The following is an 18,071-nucleotide window of genomic DNA, read 5'->3' as shown; positions in this document are numbered from 1 at the left end:
GATTCGCTGCGTCGCCGCCTTCCTGCAACTCGAATTATTTAGGGTATAAAGATGATGAGCGCGCTAATATTCTGCGGCCTCGCCCGGTTTTTTCCCACAGCGCAGGCGACAATATTTTTTTATCAAAAAGGTACTTTGATTGAGGCTTTTAATCGAAAAATGTGAAAAGTCTTCAAAATGGTATGTCACTGTTTTCCCAGACGGCAGCGGCGCAGGTATAGTAAAGCTAACGGGTCAAGGTTGTAACTGGAAGGAGTTGTATCCATGTTTGGCTATCGCAGTAATGTGCCGAAAGTGCGCCTGACGACTGACCGGCTGGTGGTTCGTCTGGTGCATGAGCGTGATGCCTGGCGTCTGGCGGACTACTACGCAGAGAATCGTCAGTTTTTAAAACCCTGGGAGCCCGTGCGGGATGAGAGCCACTGTTATCCTTCTGGCTGGCAGGCCCGACTGAGCATGATTGCCGAGTTTCACAAGCAAGGCTCGGCATTCTATTTTGCGCTGCTTGACCCCGATGAGAAAGAGATCATCGGGATCGCCAACTTTTCTAATGTGGTGCGGGGATCTTTTCACGCCTGCTACCTGGGCTATTCCATCGGGCAAAAATGGCAGGGGCAGGGGCTAATGTTTGAGGCCTTAACCTCGGCTATCCGCTATATGCAGCGCACCCAGCATATGCACCGCATTATGGCCAACTATATGCCGCACAATCAGCGCAGTGGCGATCTGCTGGCGCGCCTCGGATTTGACAAAGAGGGCTATGCCAAGGACTACCTGTTGATTGACGGCGAATGGCGCGATCATGTTCTGACAGCGCTGACGACTAAAGAGTGGAGCGCAGGACGCTAAGGAACAGAGATGAAATACCAACTAACCGCCACAGAAGCGCGCGTCATTGGCTGCCTGCTGGAAAAACAGGTCACCACGCCGGAACAGTATCCGCTCTCGGTGAATGCCGTTACCCTGGCCTGCAATCAAAAAACCAACCGTGAACCGGTGATGAATCTGGCTGAACATGAAGTGCAGGAGCAACTCGATGCGCTGGTAAAACGGCACTATCTGCGCACCGTCAGCGGCTTTGGCAACCGCGTCACCAAATATGAACAGCGGTTTTGTAACTCCGAGTTTGGCGCGTTAAAGCTGAACCCGGCTGAGGTGGCGCTGATCGCCATTCTGCTCCTGCGTGGGGCGCAAACGCCTGGCGAACTGCGTACCCGGGCCGCGCGCATGCACGAGTTCGCAGATATGCAGGAGGTAGAGCAGGCGCTTGAGGGCCTTGCCACCCGTGAAGATGGGCCTTTTGTTTTGCGTCTGGCGCGCGAGCCAGGCAAGCGCGAGAGCCGCTATATGCACCTTTTCAGCGGTGAAGTTGACACCGCCGACGCGGCACCCGAGGCCGCAGCGCCGGTTGCGGATGAGACCCTGCTGGCTCGCGTTGAAGCGCTGGAAAATGAAGTCGAAGAACTGAAACAGCGACTCGATTCGCTGCTGGCACATCTGGGAGATTAACGGTGACAAAATTACGTGTAGGCGTTGTAGGGCTGGGCGGAATCGCCCAGAAAGCCTGGCTGCCGGTGCTGAGCACTGCAACAGACTGGACATTGCAGGGTGCCTGGTCGCCGTCGCGGGATAAGGCGCTGCGGATCTGCGAGTCCGTGCGCATGCCTTATTATCCGTCGCTACAGGATTTGGCCCGCGACTGTGATGTGGTCTTTGTCCACACCTCCACCGTCACTCACTATCAGGTTGTCAGCGAGCTGCTACAGACGGGCGTGCATGTCTGCGTCGATAAACCGCTGGCCGACAACCTGGCCGACGCTGAGCGGCTCATTGACCTCGCTGAACAGAAGAAGCTCACTCTGATGGTCGGCTTTAACCGCCGCTTCGCGCCCCTCTATCGGCAGCTCAAAACGCAGCTCACCGGTGCGGCATCGCTGCGGATGGACAAGCACCGGGCCGACAGTATCGGGCCAAACGATCTGCGCTTTACCCTGCTGGATGATTATCTCCATGTGGTGGACACCGCGCTGTGGCTGGCGGGGGATGATGCCCGGCTTACCGGCGGCACGCTGCAAACCAACGATCAGGGGGCGATGGTCTATGCTGAGCACCATTTCAGCACGGGCAATGTGCAAATCACCACCTCCATGCACCGCCGGGCGGGCAGCCAGCGGGAGTGGATCCAGGCGGTGACCGACGGTGCGCTTCTGGATATTACCGACATGCGCGAGTGGCGTGAGGAGCGGGGGGCAGGGGTTATTACGCCAGCCATCCCGGGCTGGCAAAGCACTCTCGAACAGCGCGGCTTTGCGGGCTGCGCGCGTCACTTTATCGAATGCGTGCAAAATCAGACGGTTCCTGAAACCTCCGGGGAACAGGCGATCCGCGCCCAGCGTATCGTGGAGAAGCTCTGGCGCGAGGCCATGAGCGAATAACTCGCTGTAACATCTGCCCATAGCAATTCCTATGTTTACGAGTAGACTAGGCGCGTTTTCAGTTTTCCAGGTCGGGTAAGCATCGCGCCGCCCGGCGAAATTACGCCTGCTCTGCAGGCGTTTTGTTTCAGGTAGTGGACGCTCACATTAATGAACCTATTAAAATCGCTGGCTGCCGTCAGCTCGATGACCATGTTTTCGCGCGTGCTCGGCTTTGCGCGCGACGCCATTGTGGCGAGGGTCTTTGGCGCAGGGATGGCGACTGACGCCTTTTTTGTTGCTTTTAAACTGCCCAACCTGCTGCGCCGTATCTTTGCCGAAGGCGCATTCTCTCAGGCTTTCGTCCCCATCCTGGCGGAATACAAAAGTAAACAGGGGGAAGATGCGACTAAGGTGTTTGTCTCCTACGTTTCGGGCTTGCTGACTCTTGCCCTGGCGATCGTCACGGTCATCGGGATGTTAGCGGCACCCTGGGTGATCATGGTCACCGCGCCAGGATTTGCCGATACTGCCGATAAATTTGCTCTGACCTCGCAGCTGCTGCGCATTACGTTTCCCTATATTCTGCTGATCTCGCTGGCGTCGCTGGTGGGGGCGATCCTCAACACCTGGAACCGCTTCTCGGTCCCGGCCTTTGCCCCGACGTTCCTGAACGTCAGCATGATCGGCTTTGCGCTGTTCGCCGCGCCGCACTTCCATCCGCCGGTGTTGGCGCTGGCCTGGGCGGTGACGGTGGGGGGTGTGCTACAGCTGGCGTATCAACTGCCGCACCTGAAGAAAATCGGCATGCTGGTGCTGCCGCGCATTAACCTGCGTGATGCCGGAGCGATGCGGGTGGTGAAGCAGATGGGGCCGGCGATCCTCGGCGTCTCGGTGAGCCAGATTTCCCTTATCATCAACACCATCTTTGCCTCGTTCCTTGTCTCCGGGTCGGTCTCCTGGATGTACTATGCCGACCGTCTGATGGAGTTCCCGTCCGGGGTGCTGGGGGTGGCGCTGGGCACCATCCTGCTGCCGTCACTCTCCCGCAGCTTTGCCAGCGGCAACCATGATGAGTACTGCCGTCTGATGGACTGGGGGCTGCGCCTCTGCTTCCTGCTGGCACTGCCGAGCGCGGTAGCCCTGGGCATTCTCGCCAAACCGCTGACCGTTTCCCTGTTCCAGTACGGGAAATTTACCGCCTTTGACGCCGCCATGACCCAGCGGGCGCTGGTGGCCTATTCCGTCGGCCTGATGGGGCTGATCGTGGTGAAAGTGTTGGCCCCGGGTTTCTACTCGCGTCAGGACATCAAGACTCCGGTGAAGATTGCCATCGTCACCCTGATTATGACGCAGGTGATGAACCTGGCCTTTATTGGCCCGCTGAAGCATGCCGGTCTGTCGCTCTCCATCGGTCTGGCGGCCTGCCTTAACGCCGGGTTGCTCTACTGGCAGCTGAGAAAGCAGCAGATCTTTACCCCGCAGCCGGGATGGTCGAGCTTCCTGTTACGTTTGGTCATTGCGGTGCTGGTGATGGCTGCGGCGCTGGTTGGCATGCTGTACGTGATGCCGGACTGGTCGCTGGGCACGATGCCTTATCGACTGCTGCGCCTGATGGCGGTAGTGGTGGTGGGTGTTGTGGCCTACTTCGCAACCCTCGCCGTGCTGGGCTTTAAGGTAAAAGAGTTCGCCCGCCGTACGGCCTAAAGCAAAATCTAAAGCAAAAAAGGGGAGTACCTGTCGGTACTCCCCGTTCTCTGTCTGTCCCGTTCGGGCAATTAGATCGAAAACTTCTTCCCACTGCTGCGTGAGCTGGATGTCTGGCCATTCGCGCCATACAGGGCCGGTTCCTGGTGCGGCTTCAGCACGTCCAGCGCCTGCTGGTTGCGGCTGATTTGTCCTTCAAGTAACCAGCCGTTGTGCTGATTGAGGTCGCGCAGATGCTGAGTTTTTTCAGTAATAGTTTGCCAGCGATCGGCCACATCATCATTTGCACTATGGCGCGCAGATTGCTCGGTACGTCGCTGCTGCTCCAGATAATCCAGAGTGGCCAGCAGGGAGCTTTTATCTTCGGTAATGCGCTGCAGTGCGCTGCCGTTGACATTCCCGGCAGAGAGCTGCTGCTGCTCGGCGTCCATAACCGTTTTCAGGTCGTTTAATACGACCGTCATGTGATCCATTATTTCCGTCAGACGACTCATACGGCGATTACTCTAAGAAACTTTGCGTATCCTGGATCAGCGCGTCAGCGATTTTACTGGTATCCATTTTTAGCTCACCGTTACGGATCGCGGTTTTCAGCGCTTCAACACGTTCCATGTTGATATCGTTGCTGCCTGGCTGCATCAGTTTTGCCTGGGCATCGCTCAGCGTGACGCTGGTGCTGTTAGTCGCAGCAGATTTTTGCGTGCGCGTTTTAGCTGGCGCAGTGTCATTCATTTCGCGAGGTTGTACAGTGCTAACCGGCTTCAGGGGCGATGTACGATCAATGCTCATTATGGTGTCCTCATCGAGGGTTGGCGGCGTTAGCGCCTGACATTATCATTTGTTAATGATTTATCGGCAGTCGCCGCATAATCTTTAAAAAGATTATAGGTTAATCAGAATATTCCCATCAGAATCGACCGTGCCGCTCACTACCTGGCCTGAAATCATCCTGACGCGGGCGTTTTGCGCCACGGCCGCATTGTTCAACGCTTTCCCTTCGCTGTTAACGCTAAAGCCTTCGCCGCTGGCGATCACCCTGACTCGCTGTCCGGCTTTGATTCGCCATGACTGGCGCAGCATCGACAGTTGCAGAGGTTGCCCGGGCACCAGATCGCGCAAGCTAACGGCGTTCTGCGCCTGGTGAATATCCAGAATCGTGCGCGGCGGGAGCTGATCCAGCCTGCCGCGTTTCAGCGTAACGCTGTCTGGCTGCAAGGCCGCACCCCGGGGGATGTTCCGGGACGCGACAACATAATCGCCCGTCGCCTGAACTACAACCTGTATAAACCGTTTTCCCGTGTCACAACGTGCCGTGACGCTCACGTTACCCCACTGTCGGGTGTTGCCAGCGACGCTGAATTCAGGCGTTTCGCAGGTGGGGAGCATGTTGGCTGGCGTGCGGATCTGAACCGAAACCTCATCGCTAAATCCAGCCAGTCGCTGGGCAAAAAACGCCGTCAGCTGAGTATTCAGATCCTGTGCCTGAGAGAGAGCGCTCCAGAGGAGCAGGGTTGCGGTCAAACCACCTTTGAGTGCCATATCGTCCGTTACCGTCGGATTACAGAATGAGCAGGATTCTACCTGTAGCGGGTGGGCATCAACGCAATAAATAGCGACGCATTTTGCGCTTATTCCGTCGATGACGGAGACGGGTTGAGATTTAAGCTATCCACTGAAATTTTGCCATCAGCGGAGGAGACATGCTCGATAAACTCGACGCCGCGCTACGTTTTCAGCAAGAAGCGCTCAACTTGCGTGCCCAGCGTCAGGAGATTCTGGCCGCCAATATCGCAAACGCCGATACCCCCGGGTTTCAGGCGCGTGATATCGATTTTTCCAGTGAATTAAAGAAAGTGATGGAGCGTGGTCGGGCCGAAAACAGCGGTGTTGCCCTTGCGCTGACCTCTGCACGTCATATTCCTGCAGAGACCGTCACGACCCCCAATACCGATTTACTTTATCGCATCCCGGATCAGCCATCTCTGGACGGTAACACCGTCGATATGGATCGGGAGCGTACGCAGTTCGCTGATAACAGTCTCAAGTACCAGATGGGGCTGACCGTTCTCGGTGGACAGATTAAAGGCATGATGAGTGTTCTGCAGGGAGGCAACTAATAATGGCCTTACTCAATATCTTTGATATCGCGGGTTCCGCGCTGACCGCGCAATCCCAACGTCTGAACGTGGCCGCCAGTAACATGGCGAACGCCGACAGCGTGACCGGCCCGGATGGCCAACCCTACCGCGCTAAACAGGTTGTGTTCCAGGTGGATGCTGCACCGGGTGCGGCAACCGGCGGGGTAAAAGTGGCCAACGTGATTGAGAGCCAGGCCCCGGACAAACTGGTGTACGAGCCGGGCAACCCGCTGGCCGACGCCAGTGGCTACGTCAAAATGCCGAACGTGGATGTGGTGGGTGAAATGGTTAACACCATGTCGGCATCCCGCAGCTACCAGGCCAACGTAGAAGTGCTGAATACCGTGAAGAGCATGATGCTTAAAACGCTCACTCTGGGCCAGTAAAGGAGAGATCAATGTCTATTGCAGTCAATGTAAATGACAGGACGGCTACGACTGGCGTCGGCGGCACTACCGGCAGCAACTCCCTCACCGGAAGCAATGCTTCCGATCTGCAGGGCAGCTTTCTGACGCTGCTGGTCGCCCAGCTTAAAAACCAGGATCCAACCAACCCGATGCAGAACAACGAACTGACCACGCAGCTTGCGCAGATCAGTACGGTGAGCGGCATCGAGAAACTGAACACCACGCTGGGTTCTATTTCCGGGCAGATCGACAACAGCCAGTCGATGCAGGCCAGCACGCTGATTGGCCATGGCGTGATGATCCCTGGCTCGACCGTTCTGGCGGGCACCAGTGGTGCCGAAGGCTCGACCACCACCTCAACCACGCCATTTGGTGTTGAGTTGCAGCAGAGCGCAGACAAAGTGACGGCTACTATCACCGATAAGTCCGGTGCAGTGATACGGACCATTGACATTGGCGAGCTGAAAGCGGGCGTCCATACCTTTACCTGGGATGGTACTCAGACCGACGGCAGCACGGCACCAAACGGCTCTTACAACGTAGCGATTTCCGCCAGCAGCGGCAGCACGCAGCTGGTGGCACAGCCACTGCAGTTTGCGATGGTGCAGGGTGTGATCCGCAGCGGTGGCGGTAACACGCTGGATCTCGGCACTTACGGTACCACCACGCTCGACGAAGTTCGGCAGATTATTTAAGCCCTAACATTTACCAGGAGTAACTCATGGCCTTTTCACAAGCGGTCAGCGGCCTGAATGCTGCAGCCACTAACCTCGACGTCATTGGTAACAACATTGCCAACTCCGCGACCTACGGCTTTAAGTCCGGTAGCGCGTCATTCGCGGACATGTTCGCCGGTTCCAAAGTCGGTCTGGGCGTAAAAGTCGCCGGGATCACCCAGGACTTTTCAGATGGTACCACCACCAACACCGGTCGTGGTCTGGATGTGGCTATCAGCCAGAGCGGTTTTTTCCGTATGCTCGACAGCAACGGTTCTGTTTTTTACAGCCGTAACGGTCAGTTCAGCCTGGACGAAAACCGCAACCTGGTGAACATGCAGGGCTTACAGCTGACCGGCTATCCGGCAGCAGGTAGCCCTCCGACGGTTCAGACCGGTGCTAACCCACAGGCGATCACCATCCCTAATGACCTGATGCCCGCGAAAGCGACCAGCACTGCGGCGCAGCAGATCAACCTGAACTCCACGGACAGCGTGCCGAACATTGCGTTTGACGCGACCAATGCCAACCCGGATTCAGACAGCTTCAACAAGAAAGGCACTATCACCGTTTACGACAACCAGGGTAACGCCCACAACATGTATGTCTACTACGTAAAAAAAGCAGACAACAAATGGGATCTCTACACCCAGGACGGTAGCGTGACGAACGGTAAAATTACTAAAGCTGCACAGATGAACTTCGACAGCAACGGTAACCTGGACGGTATCTACAACTACAACGCCGCTGGCGCGTTGAGCGCGACCCCAAATGGCAACCCGGCGATCAACGTGACGACCGATCCACTGAGCGGTGCGCTGCCGGTGACCTTCTCCCTGAGCTTCCTGAACTCCATGCAGCAGAACACCGGGGCGAACAACATCGTGGCAACCAACCAGAACGGCTACAAGCCGGGCGACCTGGTGAGCTATCAGATCAACGATGACGGTACCGTGGTAGGTAACTACTCCAACGAACAAAACCAGGTGCTGGGTCAGATCGTCATGGCGAACTTCGCCAACAACGAAGGCCTGCAGTCTGAAGGTAACAACGTCTGGTCTGCTACCCAGTCTTCAGGCGTGGCGCTGCTGGGCACCGCCGGTTCCGGTAACTTCGGTACCCTGACCAACGGCGCGCTGGAAGCCTCCAACGTCGACCTGAGTAAAGAGCTGGTCAATATGATCGTCGCGCAGCGTAACTATCAGTCGAACGCGCAGACCATCAAAACGCAGGATCAGATCCTCAACACGCTGGTTAACCTCCGCTAAGTAGCTGACGGGATAGCTTAATGGATCACGCAATATATACCGCGATGGGCGCTGCCAGTCAGACGCTCAATCAGCAGGCAGTCACCGCCAGTAACCTGGCGAACGCCTCGACGCCAGGTTTCCGTGCGCAGCTCAACGCAATGCGCGCCGTGCCGGTGGAAGGGCTTTCCCTGCCGACGCGTACGTTGGTCACCGCCTCCACCCCAGGTGCCGATATGACACCGGGGCAGATGGACTATACCTCGCGCCCGCTCGACGTGGCGCTGCAGCAGGACGGCTGGCTGGCGGTTCAAACGGCCGACGGCAGCGAAGGCTACACCCGTAACGGTAACATCCAGGTGGATTCGGTCGGGCAACTGACCATCCAGGGACATCCGGTTATCGGTGAAGGCGGCCCGATCACCGTGCCGGAAGGCTCGGAGATCACCATCGCGGCAGACGGGACCATCTCGGCCCTGAACCCCGGCGATCCGCCAAACACCGTAGCGCCGGTTGGCCGCCTGAAGCTGGTAAAAGCCGAAGGTTTTGAAGTGCAGCGTGGCGACGACGGCATGTTCCGTCTGACCCAGGCGGCGCAGGCGACCCGTGGCGCGACCTTACAGGCCGACCCGAGCATTCGCGTCATGTCTGGCGTGCTGGAAGGCAGTAACGTTAAGCCGGTCGCGGCGATGACCGACATGATCGCCAGTGCGCGCCGTTTTGAAATGCAGATGAAGGTCATCTCCAGCGTTGATGAAAACGCCGGGCGCGCCAACCAGCTGCTGTCAATGAGTTAACAGGACACCTTATGATCAGTTCTTTATGGATCGCGAAAACCGGCCTCGACGCACAGCAAACCAATATGGACGTCATCGCCAACAACCTGGCGAACGTCAGCACCAACGGTTTTAAGCGTCAGCGTGCGGTTTTCGAAGATTTGCTTTACCAGACCATCCGTCAGCCGGGTGCGCAGTCGTCTGAACAGACCACGCTGCCATCCGGTCTGCAGATCGGTACCGGTGTTCGTCCGGTGGCGACCGAGCGTCTGCACAGCCAGGGTAACCTGTCTCAGACCAACAACAGCAAAGACGTGGCAATCAAAGGCCAGGGCTTCTTCCAGGTGCAGTTGCCGGACGGTACCTCGGCCTACACCCGTGACGGCTCGTTCCAGGTGGATCAGAACGGCCAGCTGGTGACGGCGGGCGGTTTCCAGGTGCAACCTGCCATCACCATTCCGGCTAATGCCCTGAGCATTACTATCGGCCGTGACGGGATTGTGAGCGTGACCCAGCAGGGCCAGGCCGCGCCGGTGCAGGTAGGCCAGCTTAACCTGACCACCTTCATGAACGACACCGGTCTGGAAAGCATCGGTGAGAACCTGTACATCGAAACTCAGTCTTCCGGCGCGCCAAACGAGAGCACGCCAGGTCTGAACGGTTCAGGTCTGCTGTACCAGGGGTATGTGGAAACCTCAAACGTCAACGTCGCGGAAGAGCTGGTGAATATGATCCAGGTTCAGCGCGCGTACGAAATTAACAGCAAAGCAGTGTCGACGACCGACCAGATGCTGCAGAAACTGACGCAACTCTAAGGTGTAGTCCGGTGCGGTTCGCGCCGCACCGGCTCCCTGTTTTCGAAGATGAAGGCAATGCAAAAACTCGCGGCGATTCGTTATCCGATAGTGACCCTCCTGGCCGTTACCCTGACCGGTTGCGCCTGGATCCCGTCTCAACCTCTGGTGCAGGGTGCGACTTCCGCCCAACCCGTTCCTGGCCCGATGCCAGTCGCGAATGGCTCTATTTTCCAGACAGCGCAGCCGATTAACTACGGTTATCAGCCGATGTTTGAAGACCGTCGCCCACGTAATATCGGCGATACGCTGACCATCCAGCTTCAGGAAAACGTCAGCGCCAGCAAAAGCTCCTCAGCCAATGCCAGCCGCGACGGGAAAACCAATTTTGGTTTCGACACTGTGCCGCGTTACCTCGAAGGACTCTTCGGTAATGCACGCGCCGATGTTGAGACGTCTGGCGGCAACTCCTTTAACGGTAAAGGCGGCGCCAATGCCAGCAACACCTTTAGCGGCACGTTGACGGTGACCGTTGACCAGGTGCTGGCGAACGGCAATTTACATGTTGTGGGTGAAAAACAGATCGCCATTAATCAGGGCACTGAGTTCATTCGCTTCTCCGGTGTGGTTAACCCTCGCACCATCAGCGGCTCCAACACCGTACCGTCCACCCAGGTGGCCGATGCGCGCATTGAGTACGTCGGCAACGGCTACATCAATGAAGCGCAGAATATGGGCTGGTTGCAGCGTTTCTTCCTTAATTTATCGCCGATGTAAGCGAGGTGACCTATGTTTAAATCCCTCTTCGGGATCCTGTTGGTGCTGGTGGCAACTGTTGCCCAGGCCGACCGTATCCGCGATCTCACAAGTGTTCAGGGTGTGCGGGAAAACTCACTGATCGGTTACGGCCTGGTGGTGGGGCTGGACGGCACGGGTGACCAGACGACCCAGACCCCGTTTACTACGCAGAGTCTGAATAACATGCTCTCCCAGCTCGGCATTACGGTGCCCGCCGGGACCAACATGCAGCTGAAAAACGTGGCGGCCGTGATGGTCACCGCCTCCTACCCGGCCTTTTCCCGCCAGGGACAGACCATCGACGTGGTGGTCTCCTCCATGGGTAACGCGAAAAGCCTGCGTGGCGGTACGCTGCTGATGACGCCGCTAAAAGGGGTGGACAGCCAGGTGTATGCCCTCGCGCAGGGTAACATTCTGGTCGGCGGGGCAGGTGCATCCGCAGGCGGCAGCAGCGTGCAGGTTAACCAGCTTAATGGCGGCCGTATTACCAACGGGGCGATCATTGAGCGTGAACTGCCGACCCAGTTCGGCACCGGGAACACCATCAACCTGCAGCTGAACGATGACGACTTCACCATGGCGCAGCAGATCGCTGACACCATTAACCGCGGTCGCGGCTATGGCAGTGCCACGGCGCTGGACGCCCGCACCGTGCAGATCCGTGTCTCCAGCGGCAACAGCAACCAGGTTCGCCTGCTGGCGGATATCCAGAACATGGAAGTGAACGTCACGCCGCAGGATGCCAAAGTGATCATCAACTCCCGTACCGGTTCGGTGGTAATGAACCGTGAAGTGACTCTGGACAACTGTGCCGTGGCGCAGGGCAACCTCTCGGTCACCGTCAACCGCTCGGCTAACGTCAGCCAGCCGGATACGCCGTTTGGCGGCGGTGAAACCGTAGTGACGCCACAGACCCAGATTGATATGCGTCAGAGCGGCGGCTCGCTGCAGAGCGTGCGCTCCAGCGCCAACCTGAACAACGTGGTGCGTGCGCTGAATGCGCTCGGCGCGACCCCGATCGATCTGATGTCGATTCTGCAATCCATGCAGAGCGCAGGCTGCCTGCGCGCCAAAGTGGAAATTATCTGATGCTGACCGATAGCAAACTGCTGAGCAGCGCGGCCTGGGATACCCAGTCGCTCAACGAACTGAAATCCAAAGCAGGCAAAGATCCGGCGGGTAATATCCGCCCGGTTGCCCGCCAGGTGGAAGGGATGTTTGTCCAGATGATGCTGAAAAGCATGCGTGAGGCGCTACCGAAAGATGGCATCTTCAGCAGCGATTCAACGCGTCTGTATACCAGTATGTATGACCAGCAGATTGCGCAGCAGATGACTTCCGGTAAAGGGCTGGGGCTGGCGGATGTGATTGTTAAGCAGATGGCGGCCGCTCAGGGCGTGCCGCCGGAAGAGACCCCTCAACAGGTCCCGATGAAGTTCGACCTGGAAAGGGTGACCAGCTATCAAAACCAGTCCCTGACGCAAATGGTGCGTAAAGCAGTGCCGAAAGTGCCAGAAAGTAACGATGAGCCGCTCACCGGCGACAGCAAAGACTTCCTGGCCCAGCTCTCGCTGCCGGCGCGTCTTGCCAGCCAGCAGAGCGGGGTACCGCATCACCTGATTCTGGCCCAGGCGGCGCTGGAATCTGGCTGGGGGCAACGGCAGATCCGTCGTGAGAACGGCGAGCCAAGCTTCAACATCTTTGGTGTGAAGGCCACAGGAAGCTGGAAAGGGCCAACCACCGAGATCACCACCACCGAATATGAAAACGGTGAAGCGAAGAAAATTAAAGCGAAGTTCCGCGTCTACAGCTCGTATCTGGAAGCGCTTTCGGACTATGTCGGGGTGCTGAGCCGTAACCCACGCTATGCGGCAGTGACTCAGGCCGCCACGGCAGAGCAGGGTGCACAAGCGTTGCAGCAAGCGGGCTACGCCACCGATCCGCAGTATGCCCGTAAGCTGACCAGCATGATCCAGCAGCTTAAAGCGATGGGTGAAAAAGTGAGCAAAGCATACAGCAACGATATCGAAAATCTGTTCTGAAAGTTCTCAAGTCCAGCTGGGGGCTGCCGATAATCTCCAACAGGACTCGTGTCTGAAAGTATAAAAGGAACCCCCATGTCCAGTTTGATCAACAGCGCCATGAGTGGCCTCAGCGCGGCACAGGCTGCGTTGAATACCGCCAGTAATAACATTTCAAGCTACAACGTGGCGGGATACACCCGTCAGACCACGGTGCTGAGCGCCTCAAACAGCACCCTGACAGGCGGCGGTTGGGTTGGCAACGGCGTGTATGTCTCCGGGGTACAGCGCGAATATGATTCATTCATTACCAACCAGCTGCGCGCCGCGCAGAACCAGAGCAGCGCCCTGACCACCCGCTACCAGCAGATGTCCAAAATTGACGACGTTCTGTCCGGCAGCACAAACAGCCTGGCGTCGACGCTGCAGGACTTCTTCAGCAGCCTGCAGACCCTGGTCAGCAACGCCGAAGATCCGGCGGCGCGTCAGACCGTGCTGGGTAAAGCTGCGGGCCTGGTGAACCAGTTCAAGGTGAACGATCAGTATCTGCGCGATCAGGATAAGCAGATCAACATTGCGATCGGCACCAGCGTGGATCAGATCAATAACTACGCGAAGCAGATTGCGAACCTCAATGACCAGATCTCCCGTCTGACCGGCGTGGGTGCAGGGGCTTCCCCGAACAACCTGCTCGACCAGCGTGACCAGTTGGTGAGCGAGCTGAACCAGATCGTGGGCGTTGACGTCTCGGTCCAGGATGGCGGCACCTACAACGTCTCCTTCGGTAACGGCTACAACCTGGTCCAGGGCAGCACCTCTAACCAGCTGGCGGCCGTGAAGTCCAGCGCCGACCCGTCCCGTACCACAGTGGCGTTTGTGGATGGCACCTCTGGCCCGGTCGAGATCCCGGAAAAGCTGCTGACCAGCGGCTCACTGGGCGGGATATTAACCTTCCGTACCGAAGAACTTGACACTGCACGCAACACCCTAAACCAACTGGCGCTCTCCTTTGCAAACTCGATGAACAGTCAGCATGCAAAGGGCTTTGACGCAGAAGGCGAGGCCGGCGAGAAATTATTTGATATCGGTGCTCCGGCGGTGCTGGCTAACAGCAAAAATAGTGGTTCGGCTTCCGTCTCCGCGACGGTTGATATGGACAACTATGCCAAAGTGCAGGCTACCGACTACAAGATGGAGTTTGATGGCTCCAACTGGCAGATCACCCGTCTCTCCGATAAAACCACGGTAAATGCCACCAACGACGGCAACGGTAACTTGTCCTTCGATGGGCTGACGGTCAACGTATCAGGTGCGGCAAATAAAAAAGACAGCTTTATCGTTAAGCCTGTCGCCAATGCCATCGTGAATATGGATCTGGCGATCAGTGACGAGTCAAAACTGGCTCTCGCCTCTGATGCAAACGGCGGTGAAAGTGATAACCGCAATGGTCAGGCGCTGCTGGATCTGCAGAAAACCAAAGTGGTGGGCGGCAACAAAACCTTTAACGATGCCTATGCCTCTCTGGTCAGTACCGTCGGCAGCAAAACCGCGACGCTGAAAACCAGTAGCACCACCCAGGCTAACGTGGCGACGCAGCTGAGCAACCAGCAGCAGTCGATCTCCGGGGTTAACCTCGACGAAGAGTACGGCAACCTGCAGCGTTTCCAGCAGTACTACCTGGCCAATGCCCAGGTGCTGCAAACCGCCAGTACGCTCTTTGACGCGTTAATTAATATTCGCTAAGGCCGAGGTCAACGATGCGTATTAGCACCCAGATGATGTATCAGCAGAACATGCGCGGGATCACCGATTCCCAGAGCAAGTGGATGGAATACGGTGAGCAGATGTCCACCGGTAAACGTGTTAATCGTCCTTCGGACGATCCGATCGCGGCCTCACAGGCCGTGGTGTTGTCCCAGGCGCAGTCGGAGAACAGCCAGTACACCCTGGCCCGCTCTTTCGCTACGCAAAAAGTGTCGTTGGAAGAAAATATTTTGGGTCAGGTGACAACCGCGCTGCAGTCGGCGCAAGAAAAAATTGTCTATGCTGGCAACGGCACACTGAGTGACAGCGATCGCAACTCGCTCGCTACCGATCTGCAGGGTATTCGCGATCAGCTGATGAACCTGGCAAACAGTACCGATGGTAACGGACGTTATATTTTTGCCGGTTATAAAACTGACGCCGTTGCATTCGATCAGGCTAGCGGGACTTATACTGGCGGTTCAATGCCAATTAGCCAGCAGGTTGATTCTGCACGTACCATGCAGATTAGCCATACTGGCAGCGAAGTGTTTGAATCCTTTACCAGCAATGCGGCGCCAGAACCTGTTGGCAGCGCGACGGAAAAAAATCTGTTTAAAATTTTTGATAACGCGATTGCAGCGCTGAAAGTACCTGTTGAAGGCGATCAGACAAAAGCTGACCAGTTTGCTGTTGACATTGATAAGGCAAACCGCGGCTTACGTAATTCGCTGGATAACGTGCTGACTGTGCGTGCCGATCTGGGGACCAAACTGAAGGAGCTGGAATCTCTCGATACGTTGGGAAGTGACCGTGCTTTAGGTCAATCAACTCAGATGAGTAATCTTGTGGAAGTAGACTGGAACGCAGCGATTTCGTCTTACACCATGCAGCAGGCTGCGCTTCAGGCTTCCTACAAAGCGTTCAGCGATATGCAGGGTATGTCTCTGTTCCAGCTCAACAGATAACCGTCTTGACCTTTGGACATGACTTGAAACTGGTTATGTTCTGTGCCCAATCCGTTTGCGCGGATTGGGCTTTTTTTTCAGGAATTCTGCATCACTGAGGCGCTAGTGCGGGCGCTCTCTGCCAGACGAATGGCCAGGGCGATGGCTGCGGTCACCGTTGCCAGGGCAACCACACCCGGCCAGCCAGCCATCGTATACAGCTGACTACCCAGCGCCGAACCCAGCGCCATCCCGATAAACACGCCGGTAAAGAGCAGGGCGTTCAGACGACCACGTGCCTGCGGCTCGAGGCCATAAACCAGATTCTGGTGGGCAACCAGGCTTGACTGCAGGCCGAGATCAAAACCGACGGCGGAGACCGCGATCAGGATCAGCTGGCCGTGTACGCCAAGAGCGGGCATCAGGAACATCAGGGCGAAGGAGACGGTCACCAGCGCGGCACCCAGTTGGGTGACTTTACCGGCGCCCAGTTTATCAGCTAGGCCACCTGCGAGCGGCGCTGCCAGGGCACCTGCGGCACCGGCAATCCCGTATCCCCCCGCAACCGCACTGCCCAACTGATAGTGTTCCATCAGCATCACTGCCAGCGTAGACCAGAAGGCGCTGAAGGCAATAGAGAGGAAGCCCTGCGCCAGAGCGGCCCGACGCAGCGCCGGATAACGACGCCACAGGTGCACCACTGAGCGCATCAAATCTGGATAACGCAGGTTTGAATGCACCGCGAAACGGGGCAGAATCAGCCACATCACGGCGGCAAGAATGGCAATGCTGCCCGCCGCCAGTTGATACATCACGCGCCAGCCAAAGGCTTCACCCACGACGCCGCTCACCGTACGGGAGAGCAGGATCCCCAGCAACAGGCCAGTCATGACCGTTCCGACGGTTTTCCCCTGTTTGCCTTCCGGGGCCAGAATCGCCGCCGCCGGAACGATATCCTGCGCCATGGTGGCCGCCATCCCAATCAGCAGGCTGACCAACAGCAGCGAGTGAATCTGCCCTGTCAGGCTACAGGCCAGCAGCAATCCCGCCAGCGCAATGCTTTTTACCACTATCAGGGTGCGACGGTCATAGCGATCGCCCAGTGGCAGAAGGAAAAGGATACCCAGCGCATAGCCTGCCTGGGTCAGGGTTGGCACCATCCCCATCCCTTCAATGCTGAGATGCAGATCGGTGCCCATCAGCGGCAGCAGCGGTTGGGCATAATAGATGGACGCGACGCTGAATCCTGCGCCGATGGCAAGGATAAAAATGACCCAACGGCTGACGGCTGGGGTTAAGGTGCTGGTGTTCATATGCAGTTCCTCATTTCGGGTGTGTCGCTATTCTTTACCAGCCCGGCTTGCGGTGGTAGCAGGCGCAGTGTTAAAACACTTATACGTGTAACGTATAACCGGATAAATCATGAAACGCTCAGAGCGTATAGACAGGGTCGAACTGATGCGAACCTTCGTGCGCATCATCGAAACAGGCTCCCTTTCCGCTGCCGCCGTACAGATGGCCACCACCCAGGCCACCGTGAGCCGTCGCCTGCAATCGCTGGAGACGCTGCTTGGGGTGCGCCTGATCCTGCGCACCACGCATGCCATGAAGCTGACCGATGATGGGGAACGCTGCTACCAGCACGCCCGGCGGGTAATCGACAGCTGGCATGCGCTTGAGGACGACGTCGGGCAGACGGAAGATGAACCCGTGGGCGTGCTTCGCGTCCGTGCCCCTCATGCTTTCGGGCAGGAGCAATTGCTGGAACCGTTAACGGCGTTTCTGCTGCGCTATCCGCGGTTGAATGTGGAGTGGATGCTCAACGACCGCTCGGCCGATTTCCTGAGTGACAATATTGACTGCGCCATCCGTGTGGGAGCGGAGATCGACCCCGCCACGGTATCGGTGTTGCTGGCGGAGGTTCCGCGCAGTGTCGTTGCCTCGCCAGGGTTGCTCGCTGGTCATGCGCCTGTTAAAAAGCCAGAAGATCTCTCTGCGCTGCCCTGGGTGGCACTCAATACGTTTTATCGTGAGCACGTTGAGCTGTTCCACGCGGGCACCCCGCAATCGCTGCGGGTGGCTATCTCTCCACGGTTGAGTACGGACAGCCTGTACGTGGCGCGTAAAAGCGCATTAACCGGGTTGGGGGTGGCGGTGGTATCAAGCTGGACGGTAGAAGCTGACATTCGTGAGGGCAGGCTAGTGCACCTGGTGCCCGACTGGCAGCCAGCCGCGTTGCCGGTTCATCTGGTCTATCCGTGGTCACGCTATTATCCGGCACGCCTTCGTCGCTTTCTTGAGATGATGCGAGAGGTAATGCCTGAAATCGCCGGTATGCGCAGGCCAGAACAGAAGCAATAAAA

The 18,071-nt window shown here is 57.3% G+C and carries 20 protein-coding genes; 16 read left to right on the top strand and 4 right to left on the bottom strand.

Translation table 11 applies throughout. The features are described 5' to 3' along the window. The first annotated feature begins 264 nt into the window (after positions 1–264). From rimJ to murJ, 4 genes are all read left to right on the top strand, one after another. Complete coding sequence (gene rimJ, locus C3F35_RS02885) at positions 265–849, top strand: ribosomal protein S5-alanine N-acetyltransferase (RefSeq protein ID WP_032617523.1); 585 nt, start codon at positions 265–267, stop codon at positions 847–849. Positions 850–858: 9 nt separating this feature from the next. Continuing rightward, positions 859–1,509: a YceH family protein gene (locus tag C3F35_RS02880; protein WP_103792936.1), complete on the top strand. Its 651-nt coding sequence runs from the start codon at positions 859–861 to the stop codon at positions 1,507–1,509. A gap of 2 nt (positions 1,510–1,511) precedes the next feature. Then, positions 1,512–2,435, top strand: a complete 924-nt coding sequence (locus C3F35_RS02875) for a Gfo/Idh/MocA family protein (RefSeq protein WP_103792935.1) — start codon at positions 1,512–1,514, stop codon at positions 2,433–2,435. 150 nt (positions 2,436–2,585) lie between these two features. Beyond that, complete coding sequence (gene murJ, locus C3F35_RS02870; RefSeq protein ID WP_032617526.1) at positions 2,586–4,121, top strand: murein biosynthesis integral membrane protein MurJ; 1,536 nt, start codon at positions 2,586–2,588, stop codon at positions 4,119–4,121. Positions 4,122–4,192: 71 nt separating this feature from the next. Here the strand turns inward: murJ and flgN are convergent, their stop codons facing one another. From flgN to flgA, 3 genes are all read right to left on the bottom strand, one after another. Next, a complete protein-coding gene (flgN, locus tag C3F35_RS02865) occupies positions 4,193–4,615 on the bottom strand; it encodes a flagella biosynthesis chaperone FlgN (protein WP_032617527.1) in 423 nt (140 codons plus the stop codon). Positions 4,616–4,622: 7 nt separating this feature from the next. Continuing rightward, a complete protein-coding gene (gene flgM, locus C3F35_RS02860) occupies positions 4,623–4,910 on the bottom strand; it encodes a flagellar biosynthesis anti-sigma factor FlgM (RefSeq protein WP_103792934.1) in 288 nt (95 codons plus the stop codon). 93 nt (positions 4,911–5,003) lie between these two features. After that, a complete protein-coding gene (flgA, locus tag C3F35_RS02855; RefSeq protein ID WP_103792933.1) occupies positions 5,004–5,660 on the bottom strand; it encodes a flagellar basal body P-ring formation chaperone FlgA in 657 nt (218 codons plus the stop codon). Between the two features lie 161 nt (positions 5,661–5,821). On the opposite strand from flgA, the gene flgB reads away from it, so the two are divergent. The 11 genes from flgB to flgL all read left to right on the top strand — a co-directional run bounded on the left by flgB (position 5,822) and on the right by flgL (position 15,729). Next, on the top strand, positions 5,822–6,238 hold the full coding sequence (gene flgB / locus C3F35_RS02850) for a flagellar basal body rod protein FlgB (RefSeq protein ID WP_032617531.1): 417 nt from the start codon (positions 5,822–5,824) through the stop codon (positions 6,236–6,238). 2 nt (positions 6,239–6,240) lie between these two features. Then, positions 6,241–6,645: a flagellar basal body rod protein FlgC gene (gene flgC, locus C3F35_RS02845; RefSeq protein ID WP_032617532.1), complete on the top strand. Its 405-nt coding sequence runs from the start codon at positions 6,241–6,243 to the stop codon at positions 6,643–6,645. A gap of 11 nt (positions 6,646–6,656) precedes the next feature. Beyond that, on the top strand, positions 6,657–7,361 hold the full coding sequence (flgD, locus tag C3F35_RS02840) for a flagellar hook assembly protein FlgD (protein ID WP_032617533.1): 705 nt from the start codon (positions 6,657–6,659) through the stop codon (positions 7,359–7,361). Between the two features lie 26 nt (positions 7,362–7,387). Then, positions 7,388–8,650: a flagellar hook protein FlgE gene (gene flgE / locus C3F35_RS02835; RefSeq protein WP_077226831.1), complete on the top strand. Its 1,263-nt coding sequence runs from the start codon at positions 7,388–7,390 to the stop codon at positions 8,648–8,650. A gap of 20 nt (positions 8,651–8,670) precedes the next feature. Beyond that, a complete protein-coding gene (locus C3F35_RS02830) occupies positions 8,671–9,426 on the top strand; it encodes a flagellar basal body rod protein FlgF (protein WP_032617535.1) in 756 nt (251 codons plus the stop codon). 11 nt (positions 9,427–9,437) lie between these two features. Then, positions 9,438–10,220, top strand: coding sequence for a flagellar basal-body rod protein FlgG (gene flgG / locus C3F35_RS02825; protein WP_032617536.1), 783 nt, complete (start codon positions 9,438–9,440; stop codon positions 10,218–10,220). Between the two features lie 57 nt (positions 10,221–10,277). Then, on the top strand, positions 10,278–10,976 hold the full coding sequence (gene flgH / locus C3F35_RS02820) for a flagellar basal body L-ring protein FlgH (protein WP_032617537.1): 699 nt from the start codon (positions 10,278–10,280) through the stop codon (positions 10,974–10,976). Positions 10,977–10,988: 12 nt separating this feature from the next. Further along, complete coding sequence (locus tag C3F35_RS02815; RefSeq protein ID WP_032617538.1) at positions 10,989–12,086, top strand: flagellar basal body P-ring protein FlgI; 1,098 nt, start codon at positions 10,989–10,991, stop codon at positions 12,084–12,086. Then, a complete protein-coding gene (gene flgJ, locus C3F35_RS02810; protein WP_032617539.1) occupies positions 12,086–13,039 on the top strand; it encodes a flagellar assembly peptidoglycan hydrolase FlgJ in 954 nt (317 codons plus the stop codon). The genes C3F35_RS02815 and flgJ overlap by 1 nt, the downstream gene beginning before the upstream one ends. 75 nt (positions 13,040–13,114) lie before the next feature. Further along, positions 13,115–14,761: a flagellar hook-associated protein FlgK gene (gene flgK, locus C3F35_RS02805; RefSeq protein ID WP_103792932.1), complete on the top strand. Its 1,647-nt coding sequence runs from the start codon at positions 13,115–13,117 to the stop codon at positions 14,759–14,761. 14 nt (positions 14,762–14,775) lie between these two features. Continuing rightward, a complete protein-coding gene (gene flgL, locus C3F35_RS02800; RefSeq protein WP_103792931.1) occupies positions 14,776–15,729 on the top strand; it encodes a flagellar hook-associated protein FlgL in 954 nt (317 codons plus the stop codon). Positions 15,730–15,806: 77 nt separating this feature from the next. Here the strand turns inward: flgL and C3F35_RS02795 are convergent, their stop codons facing one another. Further along, complete coding sequence (locus C3F35_RS02795; RefSeq protein ID WP_103792930.1) at positions 15,807–17,021, bottom strand: MFS transporter; 1,215 nt, start codon at positions 17,019–17,021, stop codon at positions 15,807–15,809. A 109-nt stretch (positions 17,022–17,130) separates the two neighbouring features. On the opposite strand from C3F35_RS02795, the gene C3F35_RS02790 reads away from it, so the two are divergent. Beyond that, positions 17,131–18,069, top strand: coding sequence for a LysR family transcriptional regulator (locus C3F35_RS02790; protein ID WP_103792929.1), 939 nt, complete (start codon positions 17,131–17,133; stop codon positions 18,067–18,069). Positions 18,070–18,071: the final 2 nt, after the last annotated feature.

The organism is Leclercia sp. LSNIH3 (genome assembly GCF_002935105.1).
Lineage (GTDB): Bacteria > Pseudomonadota > Gammaproteobacteria > Enterobacterales > Enterobacteriaceae > Enterobacter > Enterobacter adecarboxylatus.
This window is presented reverse-complemented; position numbering and strand designations above follow the sequence as displayed.

Bases quoted from the DNA above. Each gene is read 5' to 3' on its own strand.
- flgJ (WP_032617539.1), top strand. From the start codon at position 12,086: ATGCTGACCGATAGCAAACTGCTGAGCAGCGCGGCCTGGGATACCCAG.
- C3F35_RS02830 (WP_032617535.1), top strand. From the start codon at position 8,671: ATGGATCACGCAATATATACCGCGATGGGCGCTGCCAGTCAGACGCTC.
- flgH (WP_032617537.1), top strand. From the start codon at position 10,278: ATGCAAAAACTCGCGGCGATTCGTTATCCGATAGTGACCCTCCTGGCC.
- C3F35_RS02880 (WP_103792936.1), top strand. From the start codon at position 859: ATGAAATACCAACTAACCGCCACAGAAGCGCGCGTCATTGGCTGCCTG.
- flgB (WP_032617531.1), top strand. From the start codon at position 5,822: ATGCTCGATAAACTCGACGCCGCGCTACGTTTTCAGCAAGAAGCGCTC.
- flgE (WP_077226831.1), top strand. From the start codon at position 7,388: ATGGCCTTTTCACAAGCGGTCAGCGGCCTGAATGCTGCAGCCACTAAC.
- flgC (WP_032617532.1), top strand. From the start codon at position 6,241: ATGGCCTTACTCAATATCTTTGATATCGCGGGTTCCGCGCTGACCGCG.
- flgG (WP_032617536.1), top strand. From the start codon at position 9,438: ATGATCAGTTCTTTATGGATCGCGAAAACCGGCCTCGACGCACAGCAA.
- C3F35_RS02815 (WP_032617538.1), top strand. From the start codon at position 10,989: ATGTTTAAATCCCTCTTCGGGATCCTGTTGGTGCTGGTGGCAACTGTT.
- flgD (WP_032617533.1), top strand. From the start codon at position 6,657: ATGTCTATTGCAGTCAATGTAAATGACAGGACGGCTACGACTGGCGTC.
- flgM (WP_103792934.1), bottom strand. From the start codon at position 4,910: ATGAGCATTGATCGTACATCGCCCCTGAAGCCGGTTAGCACTGTACAA.
- flgK (WP_103792932.1), top strand. From the start codon at position 13,115: ATGTCCAGTTTGATCAACAGCGCCATGAGTGGCCTCAGCGCGGCACAG.
- flgN (WP_032617527.1), bottom strand. From the start codon at position 4,615: ATGAGTCGTCTGACGGAAATAATGGATCACATGACGGTCGTATTAAAC.
- flgL (WP_103792931.1), top strand. From the start codon at position 14,776: ATGCGTATTAGCACCCAGATGATGTATCAGCAGAACATGCGCGGGATC.
- rimJ (WP_032617523.1), top strand. From the start codon at position 265: ATGTTTGGCTATCGCAGTAATGTGCCGAAAGTGCGCCTGACGACTGAC.
- C3F35_RS02790 (WP_103792929.1), top strand. From the start codon at position 17,131: ATGAAACGCTCAGAGCGTATAGACAGGGTCGAACTGATGCGAACCTTC.
- C3F35_RS02795 (WP_103792930.1), bottom strand. From the start codon at position 17,021: ATGAACACCAGCACCTTAACCCCAGCCGTCAGCCGTTGGGTCATTTTT.
- murJ (WP_032617526.1), top strand. From the start codon at position 2,586: ATGAACCTATTAAAATCGCTGGCTGCCGTCAGCTCGATGACCATGTTT.
- flgA (WP_103792933.1), bottom strand. From the start codon at position 5,660: ATGGCACTCAAAGGTGGTTTGACCGCAACCCTGCTCCTCTGGAGCGCT.